5 protein-coding genes and 3 pseudogenes are annotated in these 13,723 nt (G+C 69.1%); 3 read left to right on the top strand and 5 right to left on the bottom strand.

Features of this window, described 5'->3' with window-relative positions:
• Positions 1-101: 101 nt before the first annotated feature.
• The 4 genes and pseudogenes from ACJX2R_RS13165 to ACJX2R_RS13180 form a co-directional block, all read right to left on the bottom strand.
• Positions 102-329, bottom strand: a pseudogene (locus ACJX2R_RS13165) (transporter); the annotation flags it as partial.
• 56 nt (positions 330-385) lie between these two features.
• Positions 386-2,149 (bottom strand): IS1182 family transposase, encoded by a 1,764-nt coding sequence (locus ACJX2R_RS13170; RefSeq protein WP_413100284.1) that lies wholly within the window; start codon positions 2,147-2,149, stop codon positions 386-388.
• A gap of 130 nt (positions 2,150-2,279) precedes the next feature.
• On the bottom strand, positions 2,280-3,884 hold the full coding sequence (locus ACJX2R_RS13175; RefSeq protein WP_413100285.1) for an ISL3 family transposase: 1,605 nt from the start codon (positions 3,882-3,884) through the stop codon (positions 2,280-2,282).
• A 97-nt stretch (positions 3,885-3,981) separates the two neighbouring features.
• Positions 3,982-4,647 (bottom strand): annotated as a pseudogene (locus tag ACJX2R_RS13180) (transporter); the annotation flags it as partial.
• Positions 4,648-5,404: 757 nt separating this feature from the next.
• Here ACJX2R_RS13180 and ACJX2R_RS13185 point away from each other — a divergent pair.
• Positions 5,405-6,484 (top strand): hypothetical protein, encoded by a 1,080-nt coding sequence (locus ACJX2R_RS13185; RefSeq protein ID WP_413100286.1) that lies wholly within the window; start codon positions 5,405-5,407, stop codon positions 6,482-6,484.
• A 156-nt stretch (positions 6,485-6,640) separates the two neighbouring features.
• Positions 6,641-6,805: a hypothetical protein gene (locus ACJX2R_RS13190; protein WP_413100287.1), complete on the top strand. Its 165-nt coding sequence runs from the start codon at positions 6,641-6,643 to the stop codon at positions 6,803-6,805.
• A gap of 75 nt (positions 6,806-6,880) precedes the next feature.
• Here ACJX2R_RS13190 and ACJX2R_RS13195 read toward each other — a convergent pair.
• Positions 6,881-7,167: pseudogene (locus ACJX2R_RS13195) on the bottom strand (transposase); the annotation flags it as partial.
• A 225-nt stretch (positions 7,168-7,392) separates the two neighbouring features.
• On the opposite strand from ACJX2R_RS13195, the gene ACJX2R_RS13200 reads away from it, so the two are divergent.
• A complete protein-coding gene (locus ACJX2R_RS13200) occupies positions 7,393-12,816 on the top strand; it encodes a sacsin N-terminal ATP-binding-like domain-containing protein (protein ID WP_413100288.1) in 5,424 nt (1,807 codons plus the stop codon).
• Positions 12,817-13,723 lie beyond the last annotated feature (907 nt).

A 13,723-nucleotide genomic window follows, 5' to 3' on the forward strand; every position in this document is an offset into this window, starting at 1 on the left:
ATTGGTAGTCCACCGCCGCTACCTGCCCGTACGTCGAAAGGCATCGCCAAGACGGCCACAGTTCGAGCGCGAAAAGCTCATGGCCAGGGTAACCGTCACCTTCATACCGCCGCGTAGCTCGCTCGGAACAGGTCCTGGGCGCGCTCCACGTCCCTCGGGGTGCGCAGCTGCACCTCCAGGTCGCCCGTTCCGTGATGGCCGAGCCCCGTCACGTCCCGGGTGAACCCTGGGACAAGGTCGGCCTCCTTTGGATCGACTTTGAGATAGACGAGGAACTTGGTCTTCTGCGGCGGGCAGACGCAGGCGAAGTTCCGCAGGCGCTGATACGCTGATGGGGCTATTTGAATCTGGCTCTGTCCGCAGTTCCGGATGCTGTTGGTGATCTCTAGGTCGTGAGTCTTTGGCAGATTCGCTGGAAGTGGCTCGTCGGTCGAGGCTCGCGGGGTGGGGCCGTGCCGGGTGGGAAGCACTCGCTGAGGCGGATGATGTTGGCTCCGGCGGCCGTCAGCACGTGCTGGACATGAGCCTTGGCCAAGCCTCGGTAGCGGCAGCGGCGGAGTCCATGAGCGTGGACGGTCTCGGAGACAGTGGCCTCGCAGCCCGCGCGGATGGCAAAGCGCCGACGCCACTGATCAGTCTTCTGTTCCTTCCGGACCTTCGTCTGGATCTTCTGCTGGGGCTCTGGCAGAAGGAAGATGTGGCGTCCTTTGCCGTCGACGTTGCCGGTGCACTGAAGCCTGTCCTCGCACTCTCTGCAGGCTTTGCGGGGGAAGAGAACCGACAGCCGGGGGTGTCCATCGCCAAGAGTGGACTTCCACGGCGGGCTGGTCACACCGCGCGGACAGGTCAGGGTGCGGGCCTGCCAGTCGATGCGGAAGTCCTCTTTGGCAAAACCCGGCCGTTGACAGGCACGGGGATCGTCGCGGACCGGACCGAGCAGTCCGATGCCCCACCGCTGTTCGCTGCGGTGGATGCTGTCCGGAGTGACGTAGCCACCGTCGAGGACGTGCTCTGCCGGCTGGAAGCCCTGCTCGGTCAGGCCCTGGTGGATGCGGTCGAGAGCATCGATGTCCTGTTCCGGCGCCGGCCGGGTTACGACCTGCACGATCACGTTCGGGCCGGGGCGGTCACAGGTTTCACTCTGGTGGTCGCGGTAGCCGATCCAGTCGCGCTGTCCGGCTGCTGTGACCTTCTGGCTGTAGCGGGCCTGGGGATCATGCGGGGTAACGATCTCCATACTGGACCATGGCACCCGTGCCGAGGCGGGATCAGGCCGACCCTCTGCCTTGGTCTTGCCGGTGTTCCTCTGCCCGGTTGCCCGTCGGCTGGCCCGGTCGCGCGTGGACTTCGGTCCGCGCCAGCGCAGTTGGCCATCGCCGTCGTACCAGTACTGCTGAACCCAGACCTGCCGCAATACCTGCACGGCGGGCAGCTCCCGCAGTCCGGGCGGCGCCTCGTCCTGGTAGACGGCCCGCAGAATGTGCATGCCGTCCTCGCCGACCTTCAGAACGTAGGCGATCAGCGCGTCCCCGCCGCGAGGCAGCCGGTCATAACGCACCGGCCGGCCATAGCGGTCTGCCCAGTCCCGGGTGACGAGCCGGGCCAGCCATTCCTCACCGTGCTCCGAGAGCTCCTCCAGCGCGGTCCGTAAGGTCTCGGCGACCAGCTCTCCCCTGTTCAGGCGACGGACCGCAGCGAGCACATGGGTGGAGTCCGTCCGCACCCGGCCGCGGCGTTTGACCAGCCCAGCCGCCACAAGATGGTCGACCATCGCAGCCAGCAGCCGGTCGGCCCGGTCACCCTGAGCCATCCGGTCCCTGAACTCGCTGAGCACTGAGAAGTCGAACCCCGGATCGTCCAGCTCCAGGCCCAGACAGTACTTCCAATCGAGACGGCACCGCACGGCCTCAGCGGCCTGCCGGTCGGTCAGGTTCTCGGCGTACTGCAGCACGGACACCAACGCGAGCCGGGCCGGTGACAGCCCCTTTCTCCCGTCCGCCGGATACCAGTCCGCGAAGTCCTCATCGACGAACAGTTCATCCAGCCGGTCCCGCACCCACATCGCGGCCGTGCCTCGCGGATTGCTCGCCCGAGCCATCCGCACCGTCAACGGCGGAACCACCCGCCCCGCACCCGAGCCCATCGCCATCGCGGCCCTCCGACCGCTCGATCCGCCCCGCTCAGACAAGAGCAGCACACCCACAACCAAGCGAGAACGGAAGACCGCACAGCTTCACCCCAACGAGCGAAGATCACCAACAGCATCAGTTCCGTGAAGGTCATGGCTGGGTGAGGATGCGGGTCCGGAGGAGTTCGAATGAGGCCCGGCCATACATGGCTCGCTTGAGCGTTTTCACCCGGTTTACGTGCCCTTCGACAACTCCCGAACTCCACGGCAGGGTGAGGCCGGCGGTGACGGCATCGAGGTCCCGGCGGAGGAAGCCGGCGAATCCGCTCATCGGCTTCGGCGCGTCCTGCTCGGCCTGGCGGATCCACTGAGGCAGCAGGTATCCGCGCTGGTGACGCACGAGATCGGCGAACGCTCGGGCGAGGTCGCAGGCCCGGGTGATGTCCGGGCAGGCGAGCCGGATCTGAAGCAGCCGCTCCTCCTGGCTCTCGGTGAGCGTGTCGCGGGGCCGCATGATCCAGGAGGTGATCTTCCGGGGGCTGGGGATGTCGGCCCGGACCGGTTCGGCGGTGCCCGCGCGCAGGGCGGCGAGGTGTTTGCGGACGACCTGGCGGCTGCCGAGGTAGCCGCGTTCGCGGATCTCGAGGAAGAGGCGGGTGCCGCTGACCTGGCCCTGTGCTTCGGTGAAGCGGGCGTTGAGGTATGCCTTGAAGGGTTCCAGAACGCCGTTCGGGCGGCGGTCGCGGGCGGAGGCCAGCAGCTGGTCGAGGTCGGTGTCGCGGAAGCGGCGCACAGTCTTGCGGTCGAGGTTCAGCCTGCGGGCGATGGCGCTGATCGTCCAGCCCTTCTCCAGCAGTCGGTGGACGTCCTCGTAGCGGTGGCGGGTGCGTTCGATGATCTGCGTGCGGGGCAACTCGGCGGGCGGTAACTGCATCGGTTGCGGCTCCGGTACGTCGGTCGCCGTCTCCGCCACCTCCTCTTCGTTGTGTTTGCGCAGGCAGTTGCGGTGTTGGTGGCAGGTCTTCTCCACCGCGGCGGACAGGTTCTGCAGCAGGTGCCAGCGGTCGGCAACTTCGAGGGCGTCCGGGGCGGCCTCCTTGACGGCCTTGGTGTAGGCGGTGGCCCGGTCACGGCAGATGATCTCGGTGCCGGGATGCCCGGCCAGCCAGGCCGCGAACGTCTCCGAGGTGCGGTCGGGCAGCACGTCCACGACCCGGCCGGCTTCGACGTCGACCAGCACGGTGCCGTAGGTGCAGCCCTTGCGGAAGGCGAACTCGTCCACCCCCAGCACCCGCGGGGCGCGGTCCGGCACCGCCGGCGCCTTGAGCAGCCGCAGGAGCCGGGTCCGGCCTGCGGCCAGCCGCAGACGGTGACACAGTCGTGCGGCCGGACGGCCGCCCAGCTCGACCGCGATCGCCCGCAGCCAGTCCGTCAGGCCGACGCTGGAGCGGCGGTGCCGCTCGGTCAGACCGCCGACCTGCTGGACGAACGTTCTGCGGGAACAGCTCTTACGGTCGCAGAAGTACCGGTGCACCCGGAGCCGGACCATGACCTGGCGGGAGCCCAACGGCCTTTCTGTCAGGGTGCGTTGGTACGAGCTGTGCACGCGTCGCGCCTGCTTCCGGCAGTCCGGGCAGCGGCCCGGGCGCGCGGTGGACACCGCCTCCACCACCAGGCCGCCGGAGGAGTCGCTGACACGCTCCACTCGCACATCGATCCCGGGAAACAGCACATGCTCGACCGTCTTGCTCGCCATGGCAGGAAACACCCTGCTGAAACGATCCCCCGTTCCCACCCCTGACCTGGGGATTCACGGAACTGCGGGCAGAGCCGTTTCCAAGAATCGCCATCAACGCCCGGTACTGCTTGCGCTGCACCCGGCTGACGCCGTCCCCGAGACCGAGCAGAACCTCATCGACCGCCTCTGCCAGCTCCGCCAGGGCTCCACCCTGTCCGCCGACAGGCGGCAGCCCGACCGCGCCCCGGCGCACCCGCCTCGCGACAAGCGTTCGCCCTGTGACAGAGGCCACGGTCTCAAGACCAATGAGGTCCTTGCCGAAGAAGCGATAGCGGACCAGGTCGATGCTGCGCCGGTGCTCGCGTACGGCGTGAGCGTCATAGCGGGTGAAGTCGCCAGCGACGCAGATCAGCCTGGGCGCGCTCCACAGCACCTGGGCCGCGGCCGAAGCCCCGAGCCGGTCGCGGACCAGGTTCTGAAAGGCGTCCTTGTGAGCCATCAGCCACGACATGTAGTAGAGGCCCTGATTAATCACTCCGGTGTCGGTGCCGCGCTTGTACTCGACAATTACCGGCGCCCCGTTCTCGTCAAGCCCCAGAGAATCGATCCGTCCGCCGTCGACACAGTCGATGACGTACTCACTCGCCAGGAACCGCACTCCCAGCATCATCTCCATGTGCGCCTCGACGAGCTTCTGCACATCGGCCTCGACCTCAGCGAGTCGCGGCGTGACTTCGGTCACGCCGCTGTTCGTCGTGTGGAACAGCTTCAGGCCCGACACCTTCCCCTCCTCGGCTCGAAGCACGAGAACGTCAGGGAGGGGCAGAATTGTTTCCGTGAAAGACTTCGACCGAGTGAAGATGGCGTGAGAAGTCAAATCCTGGCCGCCGAGCGCACCAGCGTCCCACGGATCTCAAGGATCGCCTGATCCCATATACGTCCCACAGGTACCCGGGACGAGCGCATGGAAAACCGCGTTTACGCAGGTCAGTCCCCGTAGCTCAGTGGATAGAGCAGGCGCCTTCTAAGCGCTTTGCCGCCCGTCCACTTAGCTGAAGAACGGGCGGCCTCAAGCGGCTCCCCTCCTCCCCTATTCCGCCTGCGGTTCGAAACCGTAGCGAGAGGAAGAGGCCGCCGACCATCTCGGTTGACCATGTTCGCGCTCGGCCGCGGGCAGGCCGTGGTCTCGGACCTAACGGCAAATCGTCATGTCGCTCGGTCCGGTCCGAACATTCTGTTCGGCGAAGAGTGCCCTCGTCCCAGCGGAGCAGAGTCGCCGCCTTCGAAAGGGCAAGGACGCGAGGCGAGCAGCGAACCGTCAGGGCGCCCGCCGGGCCGATCCATTCAATCAGCGAGTCGAACACCAGTAGGGAGTAGCCAGGGGGCCGACTCCAAGACGTCGTCGGACCCCTTGGAGCTACGAGCGAAGAAGATCCGGAGGAAGCGCTGCGAGCTGTGCGGACCGCCGCAACCTCGACCTGGACCGCCCCGACCTCGGCGTCCCGCAAGGCCAAGACCTCCTGAACGTGCTCTTACGCATGCGCGGACGTGTCCCCGTCGAAAAGCGCGGGCTCATCTGCCCCGACTGCCGGGACCTCCGCGGCCGACGCGTCCCCATGTACCTCGTCCAGCGTGACGGCGTATGGCTTGCCTCCCACTACCGGAAACCCGGGGAGAAGCCCATCAGCCACGAGTCCGACGAGCACCTAGCCCGCAAGGAACGCGTCGCGAAGGACTCCGAAGATCACGGCTTCCACGCCGACATCGAATCGCACACCGCAGACGGGCACGCGCGCCTCGATGTACGCATCAACGGCGCCAACGGCATCGTCCTGGGCTACGAGCCTCAGCTGAGCGCCCAGACAACCCGCGGAATGCGTGCACGCGAGGGGTTCCGGCGCCGCGGCGGTATTCAGTCGGTCTGGGACTTCGCCGACCCCGACCACGCAGGCATCGGCACCGTCCCTTACGTCCGCACGCCCGACCTGCCGGCCTCCGTCATTCGCGTGCAGAAGAACCCCATCGCGGTCCAGGACGGCAACTTCGTCCTGGAGGAGGGCCAGTGCAGCCAAAACGGCGCGCTCACCCGGTGCCCGGAGAAGCCCTACGACCCGGAGAATCCCACCGACTCCGGGTACTGCGGTGGGTGGCACCGCGTCCTCATGCCCGCCCATCAGTCGAGCACCTTCACAGGGGAAGGCGGCCTGACCCTCACCCGGTTCATCGTGGAAGCTGCGGCCGGTGAGCGGATCCCGTTCCAGCGGGGCGGCCACCACGGTTGGCTCCCCGCACAGCAGTGGCAGCAGTACCTCGAGGCGAACGGGCCCGCCCTGGATAACAAGGAGCGCCAGCCATCCGTACGACGGGGGGACCGGCGCGATAGGTGCACCGAGGACCGTCCGACTTCGGAGGTGCGGGCTGAACCGAAGCAGAGACGTGGCAGCCGCGCGATCGTCCTTGAGTCCCGCCCCCGGGAAACCGAGGCCGCCAGGGTTCCGGTCGACGCGTCGGGTCAAGCGATCCCGCTCTGCCGCTTCGGCTGCGGTCAGCCCGCAAGCCTTCCAGGACCCGAAGGGCTGCCCGAGCACTTCTCGTGCCGCAGGAAGCATGAGGCGTGATCTATCGGCCACCGCTGACCGCCCCTCGCTGCGTCACCTGGCGCCAGGGCCCCCTGCCCAGTTCGGGTGGGAGGTGTCGTGTTTCCATCTGACATGTCAGTCCCTGGTGCCACAATGGGCGCAGCACACCCAGCACCCCTTCCCTAGGAGCCGACCGTGGCCCAGAGCACCACCTTCCGCACCAGCGCCAAGCACGCCCCCCTCGCCGACCACATTGTGGAGTTCCTCAGCCGGGCCTCCCGCGCACTCCGGAACTTGGCCGACTCGGCTGACCACGCGGCGAAGATGGTGCGGAAAGCGGACGCGGCACGGCGAAGCTGAATCGGCACACCCAGGTAGGCCAGCAGACGTGCTCTCCGTGGCTAGCTAGGGCCCGGCCGAAGGTGCGGCAGGCGGCCCGTCGACTGCCCGGGGCAACGGCACCCCGACCAGAGCCCGACGCAGCCGAGCGACATCGATCCGGCCCTGGTCCAGCCGGGAGCAGAGGGCACTGTGTCCACGCCGGTGCTCGGGGGCGAGAGCCAGTCCATGAGCGTGCGGACCGGACCGTCCGTGCACAGCGACGCGTCGCACAGCTCGAACAGGGCATCGCCGCGCGAAAGCAGGCAGGAGTACAACTCGGTCCGGAATGCCGTCACCGCTGCGAACCCGTCCCGTTGAACCCCGTGCTCAACCCGTTCCACGATCTGGCCTCCACGCGCCGCGCCAGCCTCTCCTCGCAGGATCAGGCCCCGGCCTCACGGACACGCCGTGAGGCCGGGGAAACACTGAACAAATTCGAGCCCGTTCGACGGCGGACCAAAACGTCAAGCTCAACTCCGAACCGCGCTCCACACGGTGGTCCTCGCCCCCTCTGATGTCAGTGCGGCGGGATACCGTCCTCACCACGCTGAGGTGAGGGGAGGACCATGGCAAGGAACGCCCGGGCCGAGCAGCTGCGGGAGTACGGCCGGTCCGTGCTGGAGGGGGCCCGGTCGGAGCAAGTCCTGCGCATGGCACGGCAGGTGAACGCCGTGTCGTACGCGAGCGCGCGGGAGTACGCCGGCCGCTCGCTCTTCGAGTTGCTGCAGAACGGCTACGACGCGCATCCGAGGAACCGCCGCGACGGACGGGTCCACGTCCTGCTGGATGAGGCGGAGGGCGAGTGGGGGACGTTGTACGTCGCCAACGGTGGCACGCCCTTCACCTGGCGGGACGTCGAGCGGGTCTGCGAGCTCGCGCGGAGCTCGAAGGAGGTCGGAGAGGGCATCGGGAACAAGGGCGTCGGGTTCCGCAGCATCCTGCTGATCAGCGACGCGCCCGAGATCTACAGCGCAGACCCCGTCAGCCCGCTCGGCCCGGAAATGGACGGGTATTGCTTCCGCTTCGCGCAGAAGGACGACGTGGAGGAGTTCCTCGCCGGTGAGGACAACGCCCACGAGGTGGCCGCCAAGTATCCGCCGCTCCAGGCACCCCTGCCGCTGGACGATGTGCCCGCGACCTGTCGGCAGCTCGCCGCCCAAGCGTACGTAACCATCGTCCGGCTGCCCTTGCTGAGCGAGGCCGCCCGGGCCGAGGTCCGGCTGCGGATGCGCGAGCTCGCGGAGGCGAAGGTACCCGTGATGCTGTTCCTCGACCGGCTCGCTGGCCTGACGCTGGAACGGCGGGCCGCCGGTGGCGAGGCGGGCGAGTTGGACGACCGCCACGAGGCGCACGAGCGGCACGAGCTTACCCGCTACGAGGAGCGCTTCGCGGTGGCGCAGGACGGCGCCGGGCGCGGGCTCCCAGTCTCCTGCGCGACCGTGGACCTGGGGCCGTCCGGCACCTTTCTCGTAGCCCGGGGCACCGTGGAGAAGGAACGGCTGAACAGCACGCTCGCCGAGGCCGTGGGTTCCGAGCTCCTCGACGACACGTGGCAGGAGTGGAAGCGGTCCGCCGTCGTCGAGGTCGCGCTCCCGCTGCCCGCCCCGCGCCGACCGCGACGCGGGCAGGTCTACACCTTCCTGCCCATGGCCGAGGACCAGGCCGCGCCGTTCCCGGGGCACGTGAACGCCCCGTTCTTCACCAAGTTCGACCGCACCGGGCTTCCCTCCGACAACCCCCTCAACGTGCTGCTGCTCGACGTGGTCGCCGAGACGTGTCTGGCGGCCGCCGCGGTACTGCGTACCGTGCCCGAGCCCTCCATGCGGCAGCTGGCCGTGGACCTGGTGAGCTGGGAGAGTGAGAAGGGCTCGGCGGGGCGGCTCCGCGCGGCGGCCCTGCGCGTGCACGGGAGCGAACTCGCCGACGTACCGCTCGTTCCCGTCCTCACCGCGGACGGCGCCCCGCAGGAGGCGGGCTGGGCCCCGCCCCAGGGCGCGGTCCTGTGGCCGGACCTCGACCTGACCGTACTCACGGCACACCGCGCGCACGAGGCCGGGATCGTGGTGGCGGACCCCGGGATCGGCGGCGACCGGCTGAAGCGGCTGGCCACCCTGTGCAAGGCCCTCGCGTGCCCGTGGGAGCCGGGCCCGGAGATCCTCGCCGAGTATGTGGAACGGATCGTCGGGAGCCTTCCCCTCCCCCGCTCCAGTGAGTCCCCCGAGCAGTGGAGCGCGCTGTACGAGGATCTGGCTGCCCTCTTCGAGGACGACGGGCACGTCCTGCACGGCAGGCAGTTGCTGCTCGCGGAGGACTGCACACTGCGGCACACCAACCGTCCCCTCGGCAGGGCGGGTACGGTCACAAGCACGCGTACACAGGACAAGCCGAGCGGTCAGGGTCTCCGCCGTGAGGCGTTCTTCCAGCCGGTGCGTACGGAGGCGAACCAGACCGAGGCCCCGTCCGTCCCCGCCCTGCTCGGCAAGCGGTTGTTCTCCTTGCACCCGGGGCTGGTCTGGAAGGACCGCGGCGAGCGTACGCGCGGGCGGGCCGCCCGCGCCTTCCTCGAGCAGGAGGGGCTCGTCCGGCCGTACGACACGAGGGGCTTACTGGACCACGTACGGCAGGCGCTCAGCGCGAGCACCGATCTCCGGTTGCGGCTCCAGACCCTGCGGTTCGTCTTCCGGCTGTGGCAGCCGCGGCGTTCGCTGGGCGGGACGGAGATCTCCTCACTCGGACTGTACGTACCGTCGGCGGACGGTCGGCTGATCAGGGCGAGCGGCGCCGCCTTCGGCCGGGGCTGGGGCCGCGCGTCCGTCGGTGAGGACCTAGCGGCGGTGGTCGCCGCTGGGCAAGACGTGTCGAAGAGCCTCAAGGCGATCGCTGGACGCCTCCTTGCCGCGCCCGAGGAATTTGCCAAGCGGGGCGAGACCGAGGAGTGGCGGGCGTTCTTGCTGGAGGCCGGGGTGACCGACGGGCTGGTCCCGGTCAGGTCCTCCGACGCCTTGAGCCGGGTAGACCAAGGCCGGGAGCTCACCGCTCGGCAGCTGGTCCGCATGGCGAAGGTGTCTGCCGAGGTGCAGGAGCAGTGGGAGCCGTACGTCCACTGGCCCGGTGTCTACTACCCTCGGACGCCGTACCGGGGAACCCCGGCCTGGCGGCTCCCCGGCCAGGACGTCGTCGGACGCCTCGGGCAGGAGGCCCGGCTGGCGTACGCACGGCTTGTCCTGCACGGCCTGGCCAGCTGGGAGGACGCGAGGTTCGCCAGCGTCTGGACCAGTGCCGGCAGCCAGAATTCCCCGGACAGGGAACGGGTCCCGACCCCGCTCGGCGCCTTCGTCCGGGAGCAGCCGTGGCTCCCGGTGCGGGGCCGCGACCGGGCAGTCCGGTTCGTCCGGCCGGCCGACGCCTGGCACTGCCCGCCCGGGCTGGAGGAGGAGCCCTCGTACGCGCCGACCGTCGACCATCGGCTGCGCCACCTTCTGGAACGCGGGGAAGCGGGCGACCGCCTGCGGGAGATGCGGCTGCCGACCTGGGACGACCCGCGGGACAGCGACCGCCTCATCGCCGCACTGGGACGGCTTGCGGCGGAGGGCGCGCTGGGGGCCGAGGACCGGCCCGCCGCGCAGCGCGCCAACGAACGCGCTTGGAGGCACCTCGTACGGCGGCCCCGTCCCGCACTGCCCGAAGGCGCCAGTCTGCTCGCTGAGTCCGGGGACCGGCTGATCAGCGTACCGCTGTCCGCCCTGGACGGCGGGGAGAGCGATAGCGATGGTGGTGCCGGAACCGTGCTCTACGTCAGCGGTGAACGCGACAGCCTGACGCCCCTGCTGATACGGGAGATGGCGCGCCCCCTGCTCACCCTTCCCGGTGTCTCGGCGGAGGCCGCCGAGCTGCTGGCGGCCGAACACCCCACCACTGTCCGGCACACCGAGGATCTGACGTTCACGGTGACCGTGGACGGCGCACGGGTGGACCCCGCGGCCAGGGGAGAGCCACTGGTCCAACAACTGCCCTGGCTCACGCTGGCCGTGAGCGTCCTCTCCGACCACCTGGCACGCGGCCCCCGGGCGAGCGAGGCCGAGCTGAGCGAGCTGACGTCCCTGGTCCGGAGCGTACGTCTGCACCGCTACCGCTCCTGGGACATCGCGCTCGACGGCCGGCCCGTGACGTTGCCGGGCCGCCTCGGCGGAGTACTGCCGCTGCCCGATCCGAAGCATCCGCTCGTCCTCGCCCCGGCAGGCGAGCCGGGCTGGCCCGAGGCCACCCGCATCATGGTGGCGCTCGCCGAGCTGCTGGGACGGCGGGAGTTCGGCGACCGGCTGCGCCTCGCCGCCCACCAGCTCGCCTCCCGCCACGCCGACCTGCACAACCCAGGCCAGGAGGAGCTCGCCGACGCCCTGGAAGTCACGGTCCACCAGGTCGAGGAGACGAGCCGCCGGATCGATGGGGCCATCGGCGTGGTCCTGGAGCGCTGCCGGCCCTTCCTCGTCCACCTGCTCGGCACGGAGACGGCGAACTCCCTGTTCCTGCCGCCGCCGGGCGACACCCGGGAGTTCCAGACTCACCTCGAGGAGTACGCCGCCGGGCTCCCGATTTCCGTACCCGAGTTCATCGCCAGAGCCCGCGCGGCCCGCGGTACGGACGAGCTGCGGCGCGACCTGGGCATTGGATTTGCCGAGCTGAACGACACTCTGCGCGCGATGAGCCCACCCCTGGAACCGATCAGCCACGCCGCCGAGCATGAGGAAGCGCTCCGCACCTACCTGGACCTGCGCAAGAAGGAACTCGTCAACCGGCTGCGTTGGGCGGTGCTGGATGACTTCGACGCGCGCCGTCCGATGCCCGACTGGCCCTCGGTCCGGGCCCTGGACTGGATCACCGCGCCGGAGGCATGGGCGTACACCGTCGACACGGCCGACACGGGGAGCCTGAAGACGCACGTGGAGGAGCAGCTGGCGCTGCGCCTGGGCCGCCCGGTGCCGTTGCCCCGGTCGGGCGAACGCCTGCCCGCCCCCGACCAGGTACGCGGCGCGAACCTCCGTACAATCACCGGCTTGGCCGTCGACCTCGCGGTCCTGGTCAGGGCGGCCGGACACCCGTTGCCCGCGGCCCTGACCGCAGCCGAGCCCGCTGAGGAGGTCACCGCGCGGCTGGAGGCCGTGGGCGCACTCGACTTCCGGCCCCTGGCCCCCGCCGACGTCGTCGGCTGGCTGGCGGCCCTCGGCCAGTGGCCCAACGGGATGGTGGTGGCGACGGAACCCGAACGGCATGGGCTGTCCGAGGCCGACCTGGGCCGGGTGCGCAACGCGGCGGAACACGAGCGACGTGAACGGGAGCGCAAACAACGGTCGATCTCCGTAGGCGGCCGCGACTTTGACGTGCACTCAGGTGACTTCACCGCCCTCACTCGCGAACTTGACCGGGTCCTGCAGAGCGGCTCGGCGCCGGGCATCACCGCCACCGGGCCGCTCCGCTTCACAGACCCCCGTCCCCAGACCGGGCGTACCCAGGCCACCGGTCGCACGCGCGGGCGGCGGTACGGGGGCGGCACGGACAGCAAGCTGACCACGGCCCAGCGGGAGGCCATTGGGTACGTGGGCGAGTGGTACGCGTACCAGTGGCTGTGTGCGCGCTACCCGGACCGCATGGACGAGACAGGCTGGGTGTCGAGCAACCGCCGCAAAGCCTTCCCCGGCCCATCCGGCGACGACGGCCTCGGCTTCGACTTCCGGGTCGGCTCCGGCAGCCGGCCCTACCTGTACGAGGTGAAGGCGACCGGGGGCGAAGGCGGCCGCTTCGAGCTGGGAGAGAGCGAGGTCCGCGCGGCCCGCCAGCACGCGGGCAACGACCGCTGGCGCCTCCTTGTGGTCACACACGCCCTCACCCCTCACAAGATGGCCATCCAGATGCTCCCCAACCCCTACGGAAAGCGCGGCCGGGGCCGCTATCGCGAGGAGGGCGGGGCACTGCGCTTCTCTTACCTGCTGTGATCTTGACGTTCAACTCCAGCGCGAGATGAGTCGGGGCTGAACGTCAAGTTCAACGAGCCCGTGCACGGTTGGCGGTGAGACGTCGGTCTTGGATGGTTGATCATGGTCGGGTGGTGGGGAACTCGACGCGTGCGGTGATCATCAGCAATCGGCGGGTCACGGGCCTAGGCATCGCGAGCCGCTCCTCCATGTCTCTGAGCGCGGCTACGAGTGGATGAGGAGAAGTAAGCCGCGTGGGAACCACCGAGGCGTCACCCGCCGGCTTCCGGCTCCGCGAGTTGGGGTGTGATCCCTCTGCGAGGTATAGCTTCCACCCACTTGCCCAGAGGCGGACCTTCTGGATGCGTTTGCCGGAGGTGCCAGTCCCCCCTCAGTGAGAAGCCGTTCGACCAACTCGGTCACCTTGGCTCGTCGCGCACGAGCGACGGGCCGTTCGACGTAGGGCACGGAGCTACGCCTGCGCCCAGCATGTCCCCCGGATGCCGCCTGGTCGCCCCCTTCAGCCGGCGTCAACCCCTCAGGACGATGACTATGTCGAAGGTAGTAGAGGCCGTCCTCGGTGACCTCCACGAGCGCTTCCCTGCCACTCCAACTGCCCCCCTAACAACCCTCGATCACGCAAGGCATAAGCCGACCGCCAATCCCCCGGCGACCAGGCTGCGGGATGCTCATCACCGGCTGCGAGCCGTTCGAGCAGTGCGCGTTGCCGTTCATTCGGATCAGACGGTCGATCCACGATCACCAACCCGCAGCGCACGCGCATGCCCTGCACAGAGCCGAAAGAGTGACTCCTGCCGTGGAGTTCTCTGGGACTTTCCTGGGACTTCCGGCCGCATCAGCCAGTACGAGCGTGAAACAACAGAAAAGGCATTCATGCAGGTCAACGACCTGCGACGCCCAGCCATCG

It is taken from the genome of Streptomyces sp. Inha503, assembly GCF_047215865.1.
Classification (GTDB): domain Bacteria; phylum Actinomycetota; class Actinomycetes; order Streptomycetales; family Streptomycetaceae; genus Streptomyces; species Streptomyces lycopersici.